Below are 16,724 nucleotides of genomic sequence, written 5' to 3'. Positions count from 1 at the left end.
ACATAAATGAGTGATTTACAAAGAGAAGCATCCGATCCTAATTACTCCGTTTGGGTATCGGCATCTGCCGGTACCGGTAAAACCAAAATCCTAACCGATCGATTTTTACGTCTGTTAATAACGGGCGTAGAGCCTTCCAATATTTTATGCCTTACTTTTACTAATGCTGCAGCTATAGAGATGCAAGTAAGGATTAATAGCAAACTTAAATATCTTTCTCTTTGCAACGCCGAGAAACTAGAAGAAGCACTTTTCTTAATGAGCGGCAATAAGCCATCGCCGCAAGAAACAGAAAACGCAAAAACTTTATATGATAAAATACTAAATAGCAATAAGCTTTTAAATATCTATACAATTCATGCTTTTTGTCAAAAAATCCTTAACACTTTTCCCTTAGAAGCCGGCATAACACCAGAATTTAAAATCCTTGAAGAAACTAAATTACAAGATATCTTCCTAAATATCAGAAACGAAATTTACTTAAGCGATGAACATAATGACTTAATGAAAATTTTACTTAACCGATTTCATGAAATAACTCTGCAAGATATTTTTACCGAGATAATCGAGCAGAAAATTAAATTCAGAAAGTTATTTATAAATAAGCAAATTCCCAAAGAAATATCTAATAAAAGATTAGCGTTAGGGGAATTAAATAATATTTACGATAAGGTAAAAAACTTATTTGCCGAGTATGATGTGGAGATAGCACCGAAAGAAATTTTTTTTACCAAAGATGGGAAAAAACGACAAAGCCTTTTATCGAAAGAATTAATAAGGAAATATCCTAAATTATTACTAGAACTAGAAAAAATTACCTCTGAAATTTACCGATTAGATGAGCTGCGTCGCATAGAAGAGCTAGAATATCATACGAACTTACTTACTAAACTTGCGCATATTATTTTAAAAAAATACGATTCATATAAGGAAGAAAATAATTTACTCGATTACGACGATTTAATTTACTACACCGAGAAATTACTAAATAATAAAACTACTCATAAGTGGTTGCTGCATAAGCTTGAAAGCGAGATAAATCATATTCTTGTCGATGAAGCACAAGACACAAGCCCCCCGCAGTGGAATATTATTACTACTTTAATAACAGAGTTTAATGCTGTAGAGAGGCCAAATAATAGTGTTTTCATAGTCGGCGATGATAAACAATCGATCTTCAGTTTTCAAGGGGCTGATCTTCATAATTTCAACTTATTAAATGAGAGACTAAAAGCAAATCTTACAAATGCTAATAAGAAATTCAAAAATATCACCCTTGAATATTCTTATAGATCATGTACAGAGATTTTACAATTTACTTATAATGTTTTAAAAAATATAAAATCCAATTACCCGAGTTTATTCCTTTCGAATAATCCTTTAATATCCTCATTTCGTACACATCAAGGCTCTGTAACGGTTTGGCCATTAGTGACGAGTGAAAAACAAGAAGAGCTTTTTTGGGCACTACCTGCAGATTATGAAAATTCTAAATCTGCTGCCGATTTACTCATAGAAAAAATCGTAAATTTTATAAAAGAACAAATAGAAAGCGAAGAAATTTTACCGTCTACTGCAAACAGAATATCTGAAAAAGATTTCATGATATTAGTTAGAAAGAGAGATGCATTTAGTAATAATCTGATCAAAGAACTTAGCAAAGCTAAGCTTAAAGTTGAGGTAAGCGATAGAATGAACCTTAAGGAAAATCTAACTATAATGGATTTAATTTCATTAGCTAAATTTGTGTTACTACCTGATGATGATTTAAATCTTGCCTGTTTACTAAAATCACCGATTATTGGAATAAGCGAGCAGCAATTATACAAACTTCTTGTAAATAAAAGTGAGAATAGCTTATGGGATATACTCTCTTCACATGAGGAGATATATAATAAGTTAGATTCTCTAATTGAAATTTATAAAATATCGATTGTTGAGAACTTCTTTGATTTAGTGGTGCATAATCTAAATTTACGAGAGATTTACGATGATGATAGTGATGATATGATAAATGAGCTATTAACATTAAGCAAAAACTATGCAAATGATATAGATAATTCACTGCAAGGATTCGTTGCTTGGTTTGAGAATAACGATATCTATATTAAACGTGATATGGAGCATTCAGACAAAATAAGAGTAATGACCGTCCACGGCTCTAAAGGGCTTGAAACTCCTATTGTTATATTATGCGATTCTACTACTTTACCGATAAGCAGCAATAAATTTATTTGGGATGATAAAGGAGAAATGTTTTTCTCTGCTAATGCTGCCGATACTCCTGAGTTTTTGCAAGAGCTGAAAGAAGCTGAAAAATTAAAAGATTTGCAAGAATATATAAGACTACTCTACGTTGCAATGACAAGAGCTAAAGACAGGCTGATTATATGCGGTTTTAGTAATAAATCTACCACTCCTGAAAATTGCTGGTATGAAATAGCCAAACAAACTTGCGATAAATTTCTCAATTAGTAGCTGCTATATTAAATATAATATACTATTAAGACGCACATATATTTAAATAGCGTCTTATGTTAAAAATTTTAGAAAGTTTCTTTGAAAATAAAGCAAGAATTAAAATAGAAAGGTTAAACAATTACCATCCCTGCATTATGCTTATGAAAAAGGTAATAAGGAATAATACTTAAATTTTTTTCTTTTAAGGCTTGTTTATACTTTGTTATTTTAGAAATAACAACTACAACAAGAAAAATAAAAATACTTATTAACATAGGATATAAGATATTTAACTGATCAAACATCATTAATTTCACAGAATTTAGTTAGATACTACATAATAGTAGTAACATTTATTTAAATTTCAACTTAAATATTTTTTATTTCAATTTAACTCCTATATCTTAAATTTAAATCATTTATAGATATTGTCATAAGAAAATTAATAAGATTTTTATTGAAACCGCTACTTATAAAATAGATAGCATAATAATTTATGCATTATGATAATGATCATGCCCTAATAAATCAGATTTAAGAATACCACAATTATATTCATATAAATCTAAATAAGCTTGTAATTCATGAACATTTTGTTCTATTTTTTCATAATTATATTTATATGAATATGAGTTTTGGAATTTTTCAACTAATTTACCTTTATTAACAACTTTTTTATAAGCATCTTCTTTAAAAAACCCATCTTTTTGTTCTTCACTACGAAAGTAATCCTTAAATTCACTATGTTTTTTTCGGTAAATTATAGATAAATTCTGCAAATTTTTCTAATTGAATATTGGTAATTAGAGTAAATACCAAACCTATATTTTCTTTATATTGGTTAACTCTTGAAATTTCATGCTCTATTGTATCTTTTTGTTCAATTTCAATAACATTATTAGATAAAATAACTAAATCTTTTTTATTAACCTCTTGCTTTTCAGATTCCTTTAGTTTTATATTCAGTATTTCCTCTTCTAATGCCTCTTTACTCAATAATTTTTTAAATGCAGCAAGCCACGGACCAAAAGCTGTACTTTCTAACTTTTTAAAATATTCTTTTAACTTCATAACTAATTTCCTTGTTTATATTTTCTTAGTTTAATTTATAGTACTAGTTGGAAGTAATCAAGTTATAGAGCTAAGAAAAATTAATACTTTTGTAAAAATTATATATAGCGTAACAATTGAAAAACAGTTTTAAAATGCTTAAAATAATTTGACTATTTTAGAAAATTTTAATAAAATCTATTAATAAACTCAATCGATAATACAAAATATGAAAACAGCTTTTATCTTCCCCGGTCAAGGGTTGCAATTGATCGGCATGGGAAAAGATTTTTATGATAATTTTAAACCCGCCAAAGAAACTTTTCAAATCGTTGATGAAGTACTAAACCGAAAACTCACCGATATAATTTTTAATGGACCTTCTGAAGAACTTACCTTAACCACTAACGCACAACCGGCATTAATGGCAGTATCTATGGCAATAATAAATATTATCAAAGCTGAAACCAGTAAAAGTTTGGATAGTCTTTGTGATTATGCTGCCGGTCATTCGCTAGGTGAATATAGTGCTTTATGTAGCACCGAAAGTATTAACCTTGAGACAGCAGCAAAACTACTTCATATACGTAGTACATCTATGCAGGAAGCATGTCCTGAAGGTGAGGGAAGCATGGCGGCTTGTATCAATATTCCGCTTCAAAAACTTGAAGCAATATTAGAAGAGATCAACAAAATAAATTTATGCCAAATTGCCAACGATAACATCGAAGGACAAATAGTTATTAGCGGCAAGACCACAGCTATAGATCATGCTATTAGTATAATTAAAGATTTAGGTTATAAAGCGATAAAGCTGAAAGTCAGTGCTCCATTTCATTGTAGCTTAATGAAACCGGCAGAAGAAAAAATGCGAGTAGCTCTTGATAAAGCTGTAATTAATAAACCTCTGATACCGATAATCCAAAATTATACCGCAAAACCTACTCTAGATCCTACAGAAATCAAACAAAATTTAATGCTTCAGATATGCGGGCGAGTTAGATGGCGTGAAACTCTAGAACTATTTCACCAATTAGAAATCGCTCATATAGTAGAAATAGGGGCAGGAAGCGTACTAACAAATATGCTCCGGAAAATTAATTATCCATATAAGTTAAGTAATATAAGTAATTTAGAAGAACTACAGCATTGTTTAGATAACGTTAGTCAATAACTGTCTCTAATAACTTCTGATTCATAAAGTTTTTAAATTAACTTAATATTATTATATGCAAATTAGTTTTAGTTTTTTTAAGCAATTGCTAGAATTATTCACTAGTGATTGGCAGAGCTATTTAGACAAGGTAATAGAGGATTTTACAATTTAGCCTTAACAGATACTAATGATACATTTTTAAAAGAAGAATGTTATAAAAAAATTGCTCTTATCCAAAAAGACATTAAAGAAGGTGAATATCCATGGTATGTTGCTCCTTTTAATAAAATAGATCATGCAAGTTTATTACTTACCAATATTCATATATTAGAGCTTGATTATCTAAATCAAAATACGGTAAAAGCAGTAAACAATATGCTGCGAAATAACTTCAAAGATATATATAATCCGGAAATTTATATTATTGCTAATTATGAAGAACCTATAATTAAAAACTATACAATAATAGATAAAATAGCCAAAGGTAAAGTTATTACCTTTGAAGATTTAAATATTAAATATGTAGATCACACGGATGAAGAGTTACAATATATTGGTGATATAGTAAATGATATTAGAAAACTAGACAGCGAGTTAGTAGCAGATATTCAAATATCATCAAATTTATTTATCAATTTTATTTTGTAGATTTTCTTATTACTCAGTGTACAATCATTTTTATGGTTGCATATTTTGAAGAATTACACAATTTTCATCAAAATTTAGATAACCTCAATTTTTTAGTACCGTTACAAAAATATATTCCCGAATGCCAACCAAAAGACTATAAGAGTTTTGTCAAGCTTAAAGCAATAACTTGGAATAGATTTTTAGTTAAATATCAGAAATTATTTGAGAACATTCAGAACATATTATTTAGCATCTGTAGTGATAGTGAGAATTTTGTAAAATTGTTAATTTCAGACTCTTATCATCTTAGCTTAAACAAGCGAATCGAAATTATAGAGTACTTAATAGATAAATATAAAAATGATACTAAATCTATTTATTACATAACCCAACAACTTTTTGATATTTGTGATGATAACACGGATATTAAAACTATCGAAGCCAAGGCTAAACAGTTTTACAAATATATTGAATATTTCCGTAGTTGGGATGATTTACCTAGTTATTGGTATATGGACTTTAAAGGGCTACCCGGGTGTGATAAGGAAGCTTTGATTATGAGCAATTCCGTAAAGCCGGGAAATGATTATATTGAGTTAGAAAAATTATAAAATAATTCTAGAAATTTTGCTTATTAGATGATATAAAGTAAAGCCATATAACCGGAGAGATGGCCGAGTGGCCGAAGGCGGCGGTTTGCTAAACCGTTATACGGGTCATACCGTATCGAGGGTTCGAATCCCTCTCTCTCCGCCAGTCTGTACAGTTAGCCAATTCTTGTAGTGCTATCTAAGTATAATCTTTATCACCAAGCATATTATAGATTTCCGGCATATATTTATGTTTCAGCCAAATCTCAAGGCTACCGATAATATAAAGGTTATTTTTAGCTCTGCTAATACCGACGTTTAAGACGTTTTGCTTTTGCGTCATTATATTTCTTGCACCTTTATCAAGAGGATGCTGAGCTCCTAGTAGTATTATTACCGTATCGTTTTCTGTGCCTTGAAATGCATGAATAGTGCCGATATTTTTATATCCAAATGCTTGAATTGTTTTCTCATATCTTGAATCGTCATATTATTTCATTCAATTTTCTACGAATAGATTCGCTGTAATCTTTATACATTGTAATAATGTAAATTTGTTGAGCAAATCATCCCCTTTTTTCTCTTTTAATACTTGGTTTTAATAACTCTAGTAATTTTTGAAATTCGGCTTCCGATTCATATTTATAACGTTGAACCTTATTATCTTTTATATCTATCCATTTTGAAGTACCTAAAATCGTTCTAATATCAGAGTTACAGTCAGAGGTAGCAAAAATCATTTTGTCACCGTAAGCTATTTTTTACATATTTTAAACATCAGATTTTGGCATCTTCTATGCACTAATAAAGGGAAACCAACCGTAACATCATCTATTTTTGTTTGATATAAAGAATTACGGTCAGCTAGGTTTTGCAATGAAACTTCCGAAGGTGACCACTCAGGATATGAAATCTTAAAATGTTCACATAATTTGTTCATTAAATCTTGCTTTAATATAGAAATAGGATCTGTTTGTAGCGGATCACCGACTACTACGACTTTTTTTGATTTTTAAATAGCACTAGCTGCGTATTGTGGCGGTATCTGCTCTGCTTCATCAATAAATAACCAAGGAATTTCATTATGTTCGGATGTTGCCAACATTTTATCGAATGAGTGAAAAGTTGTAGACACAACAGGTATGACCATAAAGAAATTTTGCCAAGCAATTTTGTTTATCTTAGGGTCACCCGATGAATGCACTGCCATATCAAAGAAATATTTCAGGCTATGCCCCAAATTATCAGCATTAGCATTTATAAATATCTCATGTAATCTTACAGCACTTATGAATAATTTTGATCTTAATTTTTCAAACTCTTTATCAAAGTAAGGAGTGACTTTATTTAAATCTTCAAAATTTTCTTGCCAATTTTTCCAAAATAAATTTTCTTCAAAATCCTTAATATTGAAATATTTATCTTTTAAACTTACGATAGCCAAGCTTATATAGTCGTTAAGCTGTTTTATTTCTTCTACAGAAGCTTCAATTTTCTTAATTGCAGCTTTAATATTCTTAATATCAGTTTTTATCTGGTCAATTTCTTCTGAAGATTTATTTTTTAGCTTAATTAAATCCCGTTTTTGCTCATAGCAAGAATTGTATTTTGCGGTTTTAAAAAATGCATGAATTTTTTCAAAAAAAACAAATTTAATAATTTTATTTCACAATCAATTTCAAGTATTTTAGAGCTTTTATAATCAAGCTCTAATTCTAACTCATTTTGCTCTTCTTTTTTTCTGCATATATCACTCCTAAATCCTCTTCCTTAATTAACTCTCTTTTCTTTTTATTAAATTCAATAATTGATACAATATTTTCATAAACTTCATGAATTTCACTGTATAAATTGTTAAAATCAGCACACGCTTCTTTCCATTCATTATTAATTTCATCTATAGAATTACAATATTCAGGTTTAAAATGTGCAGGGGCTTTATCTTTACATTTATTATTAACTAGCAGATTAAGATATTGCAGTATTGTATGTTTTTCATCATTCTTATCATCGTTTTCTTCTTCATCTTTATATTTCCAAAACTTATTTGAAAATCTCTTTTTATTTCCATGATTACCGAGCACCGCAGCAAATATACCCCTATCTTTCTCTTTTTCCTCTTTCAATAAAAGTTATTTAAAATAACTTAAATCTTTATGATATAGCTTATCTATTTTACTATATAACGATATTTCTTTAGATATATTTTCAACGGCATTGTTATTAGATGATGCAACAACTATACCGTAAGTTTGTAATTCCGTTTTTAAAGAATTAACATGATAATCAAAATTTGGTGTATGTAAGGAAGATTTTTTATTTTGAAACCCGTCCTTAGGATCTTCTAAAGTTGCTAAATAAGATCAAAAAGTATAGTGGTTTTACCTGTACCAGGCGGACCATTAACAGCAAAAAGCTTTCCTGAAAAAGAGGGTAATACCAAATTAATCGCAGCAGCTTGCAGTGCCGCAAGAGAGTGACTCGGCGATGAACACCAACGCGTCGGTTGCATCATAAATGGAGATAACAGTTCTTGTAGACTTTCTTGATGCTTTAAAACATCTATGGAATCCGGCTTATCTTCTTTACCGAGATATTTGACAATTGCTGATTCCGAGTCAAATTTTTCTATATTACTTCGTACAAAATCTAATGGTCTTAGAAAAAAACTATTAAACATTTCTAAGGAAGGAGTGGCAAAATTATAAATTACCGGTTTATCTTTTTTCTTTTTATGCGAGGTAACTCTTCTTACACATATTTCAGAGCGGCTAAATAAATATTTTTTGTCAATTTCTAACTTCTGTACTACAAGATCAATCATAAGATTAATCATTTTTAAATCTAGAGTTTTAACTCAAGAATCTTGCTTTTTATCCTTAAAATATATTCTCTCACTTTCTGAAAATACTTCCTTTATTAGGCTGTTATTATTATCTACAAAATTTGGTAAATCTTTTAATTCTTTTTCTTGGAACTCTTCTCTCATGATTCTACCGAGAACATAAGCAACAGTAGAGATAACCATAAATCCTTCAATATATTTACCGTTTTCATCTATAGTTAAACCAGCAATAGGTGTTTGTCGGTTGCTCTTGCTTATCCTGATGGTTATTATAATCATTTAAGAACTCTTGATCTAATTTAGTTATATTTTGGATTTTCTTTAAAATATCAAGTGCAGCTTCCGACCATTTTAAATAACCGAGATAAATATGCCAATGAACTGCTACTTCATTTTTCTCAAGATCAATACCGAGTTTTGTTTTATCCAGTTTTTCAAACTAAGCATCTTTTAAGAAAAAAGTGTTTCTTTCTTATCCAGTTTGCAACTAAAACTACCTTTTTTATCGGTATGTTCTCTAATAATTGCAAAATATCTATTTAAATTTTCGTTTTTATTAGGAGTTAGTACTTCAATAATCTTCCATACACCGAGGATAGATTTGCTTTGTTCATCAGATTGATTGTACATCAAAAGAAGTTTACACTTAAAATAGAAATATCCTAAGTATGAAACTAGAAGAAGTAAACAACTTTTTAATGTTACTGTTTATAGCATATAAAGAGGTGTATAATTAACACAATTATCACCAAATTATTAATGATTTTAATAAAATTTAGTATTTTTATAAATTCATTTAATATATTTCCTTAACCCAAATAGGATATAATAAATGCAAAATAATAAGGAAATTATTAAATATATAGTGTCTAGCATTTGGTCTTCTTGGAATCCTATAAACTGGTCACCAAGCATGCAATTAGCTACCTTAAGTTATATATTGTCTTGTTTAATTGATGGGAATGATGCATATCCAATTGAAGATGCACAAATAATAAATAATGACCAGGAATGGCTTAAAAGCAATCAAACTTATACCTTTTATAATACCCAATTTCTAATCTTCTCTGTTATATGGAACTTGCAAAAGAGATACCTATATGCCTAAAAAGATTAAAAATATTTCATCAATTTGATGATGAGAATTATATACCCAATGAAGCGTTAGCATCTCATAAGCTCATAAATAACTTTTCTAATTTATTGAAGCATTTTAAACTAACTCCTCTTATAGATTCTACTGATTTTAATCCTAACTATTTTATGGTATGGAGTTGGGCAAAAAATTTAGGGAATATTCCTAAATATTTTGGTCAAAAACTAAAGCGTGTTTGTAATAATATAGAAGAAGCAGAAAATTATTGGGAGAGTTATGAACCGGAGGCATTCTCTCATTTTTCTACCTTTCATGAGTTTATAAATACAATAACACATTGTAATTATGCATTATTAGGTTGTAGAGATATTAGATCAGATATATATTACAATGAACTATAGTTAATTCAGATGAATACAACTTTCTTCTTTAGCAAATAAAGCAATTAATGCCTATATAGTTAAATGCACATTTAAACCGCTTCAACGCACATAGCCATACCCATACCGCCACCGATACATAAAGTAACTAAGCCTTTTTTAGCTTTAGCTCTTCGTAAGCCGTGTATCAGAGTAATCAGTACACGTCCGCCGCTTGCCACGATCGGATGACCGATTGCTATTGCTCCACCGTTAACATTAACCTTCTCCATATCCCATTTCATTTCACGGTTTACATAAATACTTTGAGCGGCAAACGCCTCATTAACCTCGATAACTTCCAAATCATTAACGCTCCAACCTGCTTTACTTAAAGCTTTTTTGGATGCAGGAACAGGGGCAGTACCCATAATACTTGAATCAACACCGGCTGAAGCATAAGAAACAATACGAGCTAGCGGCGTTAAATTATGCTTTTTCAAAGCTTCTTCGGAAACTACCATAAGACATGCCGCACCGTCATTAATAGAGGAAGCATTACCCGCTGTAACTACACCGTTTTTATCAAAAGCAGGACGTAATTTACTCAGAATTTCAAGGCTGGTATCAGGTCTTACTGTTTCATCATGATCAAACAAACTAGTAGTTTTTTTAATCGTTACTTCGATAGGTAAGATTTCATCTTTAAAAACTCCTGCTAGCTGTGCTTTAGCTGCTTTCTTGTGAGAGCTTAAGGCAAACTCGTCCTGCTGTTGTCTGCTAATATTAAACTGTTTCGAGATATTTTCGGCTGTAATACCCATAAATACTCCTGAAAATACATCGGTTAATCCGTCATACTGCATTAGATCAACCATTTTAATATCGCCGAATTTAGCTCCTGCTCTGATATAGCTACCGTGCATACCGAGCGACATATTCTCCTGCCCACCTGCTATAACTATTTCATTATCACCCGTCATAATTGAATTTGCTGCAAGTGCTACGCTTTTAAGACCTGAGCCGCATACTTTATTAATCGTATAGCCCGGCACTTCTTTCGGTATTCCCGCATAAATCAGAGTTTGCCTAGCCGGATTCTGCCCGCTACCGCCGGTTATTACCTGTCCAAGGATTACCTCACCTACTAAAGCTGGATCGATTTTGCTGTTTTGCAGTATATCCTTTATTAAATGAGCAGCAAGCATAGGTGCAGCTGTTGTACTAAGGTTACCTATAAACGAGCCGAAAGCAGTCCTTTTCGCATAAGTTATATAAACCGGTTTTGTCATAATGTGTACTCCTTAAACAATTTATCTAGTTTATCATTTATTAAATAACTAATATGTTCGCCTGCTACATCTATAAGCTTAGAGTTTTTTAATAATTTTTCAAAGGTAAAATAGAAGATTTATGTACTATTTGATCATCTTCTGCTGCTACTATATATACAGGACAATGAATTAAACTCGGATCAATAATAAAATTATCGATTTTCCATTTAAGATTTATAAACATATTTTCATCTAATATATTTTGTGTAATTTGATTATAAACCTCCTTAGATATACTATTTTACCTGACATAAGCCAATTCTCTATTCTCAATGCTAATTCTTGCTCCTTATCGGAAGTTATAGAGAAAAAATTTTTTAATTTAGCATTGAAATAATCAGGGAATAAAAGAAAAAATAAAATTTGAATATGAATTTTAGGAATTATCGGTAAATTGTCTATGCCACTATCTAGTTTTAAATATCGATGCAACATTCTTATATAGAAAAAATGAGAAAAATCCCACGGGCAGGTAAGTAAAGTCAGAGTTTTGATAAATTTAGGCATAAGTACGTTTGTAGCTATCGCAAGGTTACCGCCGATACAATGACCTATTAAATTAATGTCTTTAATTTTCAAATTATCTATTACTTCGATTATTTTATGCACATAGTCGTCTAGTAAATATTTAGGTTCCTCAATCTCTAGCCAATCTATTAAATAAACTTCACCGTAGCTTCTCAAATTTTCAATAAAACTTTTGTCACGAGCTAAAAAAAATATTTCCAGTGAGTTGAAGATAGAGAGGATGATTAGGAAAGTTTTGATTTCATCCTGACTTCTTTCTATGTCATTCCCGACTTCCCCTTTGTCATTCTCACGAAAGCGGGAATCCATTTTTAATTTATTTTTACTGGAACCTGTGGACAAACCACGGGATAACACCGAGTAATACAACACCCTATAATGCTCTGTTTGCATTACTATTTTACCTGATTTTAAATATTTATTACCTAAATTATGTGTCTTTGTATAATTATTATAAAGGTCAAAATATTCCTGTAGTTTATTACTATCTAGGCATTGAGAGTATCTAATCTTATATTAGTAATTCTTGACAAAAGGCTAAATATATTGTATAAGTTCAGCACCTTCAGAATGTAATAACAAGTATATAGGCTCTAAAGTTTTAGGGGAAATACATAAAATCTTGAAGTGCTTAAGTTTTTTTTTTGTCCTTAGGGATTTATAATGTTAAGTACCTCATCACGATCGTTTAAAAACAAATTCAGAGCGGTATTTTGGCCTGTGCATAATTACGAACTCGGAAAGTTTATTCCGATGAGTACCTTAATGTTTTGTATTTTGTTTAATCAAAATGTTTTACGAATCTTAAAAGATAGTATTTTAATCTCCGAGATTAGTGCAGAAATAGCAGGTTTTGCTAAAGTTTATTGCGTTACGCCTGCCGCTGCTTTATTCGTGATTATTTATGCTAAAATGATTAATTATCTTACTTTTGAAAAGATCTTTTATTATTTAAGTGCATTTTTTATCAGCTTTTTTGTTTTATTCACTTTTGTAATTTATCCTAATATTCATATTTTTCATGTACATCCCGATAATCTAGCTGACTGGATGGAACGTTATCCTCATTTTAAGTGGTATATCTCATTAGTAGGTAATTGGGGTTATATAGTATATTATAGTCTTGCCGAGCTTTGGCCTAATATTTTTTACGTATTATTATTTTGGCAGTTTGCTAATAAACTTACTACTACCGAAGAAGCAAAAAGATTTTATACTCTCTTTTCGCTATTCGGCAACTCTTCTTTAATATTAGTTGGCTTTTTAATGATGAATCTATCATCGGAAGATACTATTATTAAGAAGTTTATGAGTATTTCGGATAGTAAAATCACTTTAGTTCAAGTATCCACGACAATTGTGGCAATTGTTGCTATTATTTGTTGTTTGTTAGTTAGATTTATTAGCAAGAACGTTTTTACTAATCCGTTATTTTATGCTAAAGCAAAAAGCGGTAGCTCAACTTCAGAACGTATGGGGCTAATTAAAAGCTTTAAATATATTGCGAAATCAAAATATTTATGGCTACTTTTAATTTGTTCGGCAGCTTTCGGATTTGCTATTAACTTAGTCGAAGCCGTATGGAAAGCAAAAATTAAGGAATTATATCCGACTGTAAATACCTATGCTGAATTTAACAGTCTGTATATACTTTGGACAGGCGTGGCAATAATGGTTATGACCATCATCGGTAATAATATTATGCGTATGCACAACTGGTTTGTAGCAGCAGTTATTTCACCGGTTATAATAATGGTGACCGGCATTTTGTTCTTTGTACTTATCGTATTTGACCAACAAATTTTATCATTATTTGATGGAGCAATTTTAATGTCACCTCTTGCTCTTGCCGTTTCAATCGGTGGCATTCAAAATATTTTAGCTAAAGGTACTAAATATTCTATATGGGATACTTCAAGAGAAATGTTATATATCCCTCTTGATGAGGAGCTTAAAACCAAAGGCAAAGCTGCGGTTGACGTGATAAGTGCAAAAGTCGGCAAATCCTCTAGCGGTCTTGTGCAATCTATTATTTTTACTTTAGTTCCAACCGCTACTTTTACCTTAATCTCACCAATTCTAATGGTGGTATTTACTTTTGTATGCTTAGCATGGATTTATGCAGTAAGAAAAATATATTTTGAATATCAAAAAATAGCATAAAATAAATTATTGTCATCCCGCGACTTGATCACGGGATCTAAGGATACAATCTGTGACCAAGATACCGTGGTCAAGCCACGGTATGACACCGAACGCGTTTTTTGATCTACGCGGGTAATGCTCTTTTTAGCTAGGAACCTTATAGCATAAAACTATCGATGTTACTATGAATCAATCTCTACTAAAGCTTTAGTCTCTATACTAAGAAAATCTCAAAATCCTTTAAGATATTTTCAACATCTTTTAAGATAGGATCAAATTCGTCTTTACTTTGAGAAGAAGGCAGTTTAAATGAAGTTAGGGTAACTTTTTCACTCTTTATAAAATTATGAGGCTGAGGCTGATCCTTAAGTTTAATAGTAACAACTTCGCCTGCTAGAGAGTTCGGATGTCTGTTCTCATTAATTGAATCTGGATGCGTAATTTCTAGGTTTTTTGGAGTATTATCTTCCTTGTTCTTACTACGGAATGAAAAAATTCTAGATGATGGCATTTGATTTACATTTTATTTAAAAAACGCTATTTATTATAGGGCAATAATTTATATTTAACAAGCAGGATGGTTAATTGTCATAAACTTTTCTATCATTCTAGTAACGGAACGTTCTAGTTCAATATCTAATTTTGAATAATCAGAAAAGTTAAACCATTTAAGTTCATTCGATTCGTTATTTTTTATAAAATTATCATTATTTACTGTTTTTAGTAAAAATCGTACATCATAGTGATAATGAGCAGGCTCCTTATGAGTTTGCGGAATATAATGGGTGTCTATATCAAAAATCTCCTTATTTATCGTTTTGATTTCATTAATTCCGGATTCTTCTATAGCTTCTTTAACCGCTACATTTAATATATTACTATCTCCATCACAATGACCGCCTGGTTGAAGCCACTTATCAAGCTTTTTATGGTGCATCAATAAAAATTTAGTTTTATCATTATTAAGTAAAAAAGCCGAAGCAGTGAAATGTCCTATTTGTAAATCTCAGCTAAAAGGGTTTTCATATTCATTTAAAAATTCAAGCATTTTTGTTTTTGTAACAATTTCTTCAGGATATGTACTACTGTAATTTTGTAGTTTAATATGTAATTCATTCATAATGATAATTTTTTATGTATAGAGCTTCGATATTTAACTCAAATTTCTCTGCTAAGTCAAATGAAAATAATGTCATAAAATTATATTGTCCATGTTTCATGGTAATTATCATTGACAATTAGTTAAATTTTAGTTATATATCGCATAACTAAAATTTAATATTAACTAATTAGGTTTATTTTTATGCTTAACAAAATAGTCGAGTTATTTAGAAGTGATGATACCACCCCCTTGGTATGGTAAGATTGCAGTAGTAGGAGCATGTGCTGTTGGAATTTATGTGATAGCAGGTGATTTACTTAAATCTCCGGCTTTTATTCTCAAATGTGGTGCCGATGTAGTAGCAACAATGGGAGCAATTCTAGCATATGAGCATTATACAGACGCAACTTCGTAAGAAAGTCCGATGGAATTGATAGGAAATGAAGCACAAGCTGCAATATAATAATAAAATATTTTTAACGAATTTAGAGGACACACCGACTCTAAATTCGTATTCATTTACCATTCAAACCGTTTTTTAGTCTAATTTTGACTTGTTTTAAAGAACGAGGAGTTGCGTCCGTAACTTCAATTTCAATATTTTCTGAAATATCTATTCTAGTACCGATAGCCGGAACACTACTGACTCTAGTCAATACTAATCCACCTATCGTATCAAACTCATCATAATCATTTTGTAGCTTTTCTCCTATTATTTCTTCAAGCACTTCTACTTCAACACGTGCATTTGAAATAATTGTTGAGTTATTAATAACCTTGAAATTATCGCTATCTAATTGCTGATCATGCTCATCATCTATTCGTCCTACTATTTCTTCTATAAGATCTTCAATAGTAACTAAACCGTCAGTACCGCCATACTCATCAACAACTATTGCAATATGTGTTCTCTCACGACGCATTTTTGCTAGCAAATCTAATAATTTCATAGAAGGAGCTGCAATTATATGCTTACGTATAAGCTTTTTTAAACGACCGTTTTGCTTTGTAGCCAATGCTTTAAATAAATCCTTGATATGAATGAACCCTACTACATTATCCAAAGTACCGTCATATATAAGAGTTCGTGTATGTGGGACTTCTAACTTAATAGACTCACTTAATTCTTCTAGATTCGTAGTTAATTTTATTGCCGCAATATCGGAACGCGGTACCATTATATCTTCAATAGTTTTATCTTCTAACTCCAATAAATTAGCTAAAATATTACGCTCGTCTAAAGTCATTTTTTGGCTATTAATTTTAAGGCGTTTTATGACACCAAAAAAATTATCGGGCGTTTTTGTTTTTCTAAAAAAATTTTTTATCGGAGAGAATAATTTTCGTACAGTAAAAATTAACTTATTATTTTGATTTTTTTTACTAGAATCTTCTTTTTTTGAAGATTTTAACATAAATTTTTTTATTT

General features: G+C 30.5%; 22 protein-coding genes, 1 tRNA gene and 2 pseudogenes. 8 read left to right on the top strand and 17 right to left on the bottom strand.

All coding sequences use genetic code 11. The features are described 5' to 3' along the window. The first annotated feature begins 6 nt into the window (after positions 1–6). Positions 7–2,475: a UvrD-helicase domain-containing protein gene (locus C4Q30_RS06575; RefSeq protein ID WP_103897551.1), complete on the top strand. Its 2,469-nt coding sequence runs from the start codon at positions 7–9 to the stop codon at positions 2,473–2,475. 479 nt (positions 2,476–2,954) lie between these two features. On the opposite strand, the gene C4Q30_RS06570 is transcribed toward C4Q30_RS06575, so the two are convergent. Together C4Q30_RS06570 and C4Q30_RS06565 are read right to left on the bottom strand one after the other, a co-directional pair. Further along, complete coding sequence (locus C4Q30_RS06570) at positions 2,955–3,239, bottom strand: hypothetical protein (protein ID WP_103897550.1); 285 nt, start codon at positions 3,237–3,239, stop codon at positions 2,955–2,957. After that, positions 3,202–3,531, bottom strand: coding sequence for a hypothetical protein (locus tag C4Q30_RS06565; RefSeq protein WP_103897549.1), 330 nt, complete (start codon positions 3,529–3,531; stop codon positions 3,202–3,204). The genes C4Q30_RS06570 and C4Q30_RS06565 overlap by 38 nt, the downstream gene beginning before the upstream one ends. A 208-nt stretch (positions 3,532–3,739) precedes the next feature. Here C4Q30_RS06565 and fabD point away from each other — a divergent pair, with 208 nt between their 5' ends. The 4 genes from fabD to C4Q30_RS06535 all read left to right on the top strand — a co-directional run bounded on the left by fabD (position 3,740) and on the right by C4Q30_RS06535 (position 6,052). Continuing rightward, the gene (gene fabD / locus C4Q30_RS06560) at positions 3,740–4,684 is read left to right on the top strand and encodes an ACP S-malonyltransferase (RefSeq protein WP_103897548.1); all 945 of its coding nucleotides are present in this window, start codon (positions 3,740–3,742) and stop codon (positions 4,682–4,684) included. Between the two features lie 108 nt (positions 4,685–4,792). Then, positions 4,793–5,314, top strand: a complete 522-nt coding sequence (locus C4Q30_RS09930; RefSeq protein WP_245207523.1) for a hypothetical protein — start codon at positions 4,793–4,795, stop codon at positions 5,312–5,314. 263 nt (positions 5,315–5,577) lie between these two features. Further along, positions 5,578–5,907, top strand: a complete 330-nt coding sequence (locus C4Q30_RS06540) for a hypothetical protein (RefSeq protein WP_103897547.1) — start codon at positions 5,578–5,580, stop codon at positions 5,905–5,907. 53 nt (positions 5,908–5,960) lie between these two features. Further along, positions 5,961–6,052, top strand: a tRNA-Ser gene (locus C4Q30_RS06535). Between the two features lie 33 nt (positions 6,053–6,085). Here C4Q30_RS06535 and C4Q30_RS09925 read toward each other — a convergent pair. From C4Q30_RS09925 to C4Q30_RS06495, 9 genes and pseudogenes are all read right to left on the bottom strand, one after another. Beyond that, positions 6,086–6,277, bottom strand: coding sequence for a P-loop NTPase family protein (locus C4Q30_RS09925; RefSeq protein ID WP_245207575.1), 192 nt, complete (start codon positions 6,275–6,277; stop codon positions 6,086–6,088). Between the two features lie 175 nt (positions 6,278–6,452). After that, on the bottom strand, positions 6,453–6,626 hold the full coding sequence (locus tag C4Q30_RS08875; RefSeq protein WP_198913044.1) for a hypothetical protein: 174 nt from the start codon (positions 6,624–6,626) through the stop codon (positions 6,453–6,455). A gap of 14 nt (positions 6,627–6,640) precedes the next feature. After that, on the bottom strand, positions 6,641–6,826 hold the full coding sequence (locus C4Q30_RS09920; RefSeq protein WP_245207522.1) for a hypothetical protein: 186 nt from the start codon (positions 6,824–6,826) through the stop codon (positions 6,641–6,643). A 417-nt stretch (positions 6,827–7,243) separates the two neighbouring features. After that, a pseudogene (locus C4Q30_RS10540) lies at positions 7,244–7,551 on the bottom strand (hypothetical protein); the annotation flags it as partial. A 50-nt stretch (positions 7,552–7,601) separates the two neighbouring features. After that, positions 7,602–8,012, bottom strand: a complete 411-nt coding sequence (locus C4Q30_RS06515) for a hypothetical protein (protein WP_024704350.1) — start codon at positions 8,010–8,012, stop codon at positions 7,602–7,604. Between the two features lie 227 nt (positions 8,013–8,239). Continuing rightward, on the bottom strand, positions 8,240–8,710 hold the full coding sequence (locus tag C4Q30_RS06510; protein ID WP_245207520.1) for a hypothetical protein: 471 nt from the start codon (positions 8,708–8,710) through the stop codon (positions 8,240–8,242). Positions 8,711–8,743: 33 nt separating this feature from the next. Then, the gene (locus tag C4Q30_RS06505) at positions 8,744–9,010 is read right to left on the bottom strand and encodes a hypothetical protein (RefSeq protein WP_103897546.1); all 267 of its coding nucleotides are present in this window, start codon (positions 9,008–9,010) and stop codon (positions 8,744–8,746) included. After that, positions 8,940–9,161 (bottom strand): hypothetical protein, encoded by a 222-nt coding sequence (locus C4Q30_RS10535; RefSeq protein WP_010977702.1) that lies wholly within the window; start codon positions 9,159–9,161, stop codon positions 8,940–8,942. Before C4Q30_RS10535 ends, C4Q30_RS06505 begins: the two co-directional genes overlap by 71 nt. Positions 9,162–9,181: 20 nt before the next feature. Further along, positions 9,182–9,361, bottom strand: coding sequence for a hypothetical protein (locus tag C4Q30_RS06495; protein WP_103897545.1), 180 nt, complete (start codon positions 9,359–9,361; stop codon positions 9,182–9,184). A 444-nt stretch (positions 9,362–9,805) separates the two neighbouring features. Between C4Q30_RS06495 and C4Q30_RS06490 the strand changes: the two genes are divergently transcribed. Beyond that, positions 9,806–10,228: a hypothetical protein gene (locus C4Q30_RS06490; RefSeq protein ID WP_103897544.1), complete on the top strand. Its 423-nt coding sequence runs from the start codon at positions 9,806–9,808 to the stop codon at positions 10,226–10,228. A 71-nt stretch (positions 10,229–10,299) separates the two neighbouring features. Here the strand turns inward: C4Q30_RS06490 and C4Q30_RS06485 are convergent, their stop codons facing one another. Next, positions 10,300–11,478 (bottom strand): acetyl-CoA C-acetyltransferase, encoded by a 1,179-nt coding sequence (locus C4Q30_RS06485; protein WP_103897543.1) that lies wholly within the window; start codon positions 11,476–11,478, stop codon positions 10,300–10,302. Continuing rightward, positions 11,475–12,558, bottom strand: a pseudogene (locus C4Q30_RS09130) (alpha/beta fold hydrolase). Before C4Q30_RS09130 ends, C4Q30_RS06485 begins: the two are co-directional and overlap by 4 nt. A gap of 153 nt (positions 12,559–12,711) precedes the next feature. Here C4Q30_RS09130 and tlc5 point away from each other — a divergent pair. Then, complete coding sequence (gene tlc5 / locus C4Q30_RS06470) at positions 12,712–14,211, top strand: GTP/GDP exchange transporter Tlc5 (RefSeq protein ID WP_103897542.1); 1,500 nt, start codon at positions 12,712–12,714, stop codon at positions 14,209–14,211. A 196-nt stretch (positions 14,212–14,407) separates the two neighbouring features. On the opposite strand, the gene C4Q30_RS06460 is transcribed toward tlc5, so the two are convergent. The 3 genes from C4Q30_RS06460 to C4Q30_RS06450 are packed head-to-tail and all read right to left on the bottom strand — an operon-like array spanning position 14,408 to position 15,313. After that, positions 14,408–14,704 carry a hypothetical protein gene (locus tag C4Q30_RS06460; protein WP_103897540.1) on the bottom strand — a complete coding sequence of 99 codons (297 nt, stop codon included), beginning with the start codon at positions 14,702–14,704 and terminating at the stop codon, positions 14,408–14,410. Between the two features lie 54 nt (positions 14,705–14,758). After that, complete coding sequence (locus tag C4Q30_RS06455; RefSeq protein WP_077181656.1) at positions 14,759–15,190, bottom strand: NUDIX hydrolase; 432 nt, start codon at positions 15,188–15,190, stop codon at positions 14,759–14,761. Between the two features lie 9 nt (positions 15,191–15,199). Beyond that, positions 15,200–15,313 (bottom strand): hypothetical protein, encoded by a 114-nt coding sequence (locus C4Q30_RS06450; protein WP_014014742.1) that lies wholly within the window; start codon positions 15,311–15,313, stop codon positions 15,200–15,202. A 217-nt stretch (positions 15,314–15,530) separates the two neighbouring features. Here C4Q30_RS06450 and C4Q30_RS06445 point away from each other — a divergent pair, with 217 nt between their 5' ends. Beyond that, complete coding sequence (locus tag C4Q30_RS06445; protein ID WP_103897539.1) at positions 15,531–15,710, top strand: hypothetical protein; 180 nt, start codon at positions 15,531–15,533, stop codon at positions 15,708–15,710. A gap of 100 nt (positions 15,711–15,810) precedes the next feature. On the opposite strand, the gene tlyC is transcribed toward C4Q30_RS06445, so the two are convergent. Next, a complete protein-coding gene (gene tlyC, locus C4Q30_RS06440) occupies positions 15,811–16,710 on the bottom strand; it encodes a hemolysin C (RefSeq protein WP_014014744.1) in 900 nt (299 codons plus the stop codon). Positions 16,711–16,724 lie beyond the last annotated feature (14 nt).

It is taken from the genome of Rickettsia fournieri, assembly GCF_900243065.1.
GTDB classification, from domain to species: domain Bacteria; phylum Pseudomonadota; class Alphaproteobacteria; order Rickettsiales; family Rickettsiaceae; genus Rickettsia; species Rickettsia rickettsii.
Note: the sequence above shows the minus strand (reverse complement) of the source record. Positions and strands in the feature narration are given on the sequence as shown.

Coding starts and splice junctions, on each gene's coding strand:
- C4Q30_RS06450 (WP_014014742.1), bottom strand. CDS start 15,313: ATGAATGAATTACATATTAAACTACAAAATTACAGTAGTACATATCCT.
- C4Q30_RS06565 (WP_103897549.1), bottom strand. CDS start 3,531: ATGAAGTTAAAAGAATATTTTAAAAAGTTAGAAAGTACAGCTTTTGGT.
- C4Q30_RS06460 (WP_103897540.1), bottom strand. CDS start 14,704: ATGCCATCATCTAGAATTTTTTCATTCCGTAGTAAGAACAAGGAAGAT.
- C4Q30_RS08875 (WP_198913044.1), bottom strand. CDS start 6,626: ATGATTTTTGCTACCTCTGACTGTAACTCTGATATTAGAACGATTTTA.
- C4Q30_RS06445 (WP_103897539.1), top strand. CDS start 15,531: ATGATACCACCCCCTTGGTATGGTAAGATTGCAGTAGTAGGAGCATGT.
- fabD (WP_103897548.1), top strand. CDS start 3,740: ATGAAAACAGCTTTTATCTTCCCCGGTCAAGGGTTGCAATTGATCGGC.
- C4Q30_RS06505 (WP_103897546.1), bottom strand. CDS start 9,010: ATGATTATAATAACCATCAGGATAAGCAAGAGCAACCGACAAACACCT.
- tlyC (WP_014014744.1), bottom strand. CDS start 16,710: ATGTTAAAATCTTCAAAAAAAGAAGATTCTAGTAAAAAAAATCAAAAT.
- C4Q30_RS06490 (WP_103897544.1), top strand. CDS start 9,806: ATGGAACTTGCAAAAGAGATACCTATATGCCTAAAAAGATTAAAAATA.
- tlc5 (WP_103897542.1), top strand. CDS start 12,712: ATGTTAAGTACCTCATCACGATCGTTTAAAAACAAATTCAGAGCGGTA.
- C4Q30_RS06510 (WP_245207520.1), bottom strand. CDS start 8,710: ATGATTGATCTTGTAGTACAGAAGTTAGAAATTGACAAAAAATATTTA.
- C4Q30_RS06495 (WP_103897545.1), bottom strand. CDS start 9,361: ATGTACAATCAATCTGATGAACAAAGCAAATCTATCCTCGGTGTATGG.
- C4Q30_RS09920 (WP_245207522.1), bottom strand. CDS start 6,826: ATGAACAAATTATGTGAACATTTTAAGATTTCATATCCTGAGTGGTCA.
- C4Q30_RS06485 (WP_103897543.1), bottom strand. CDS start 11,478: ATGACAAAACCGGTTTATATAACTTATGCGAAAAGGACTGCTTTCGGC.
- C4Q30_RS06575 (WP_103897551.1), top strand. CDS start 7: ATGAGTGATTTACAAAGAGAAGCATCCGATCCTAATTACTCCGTTTGG.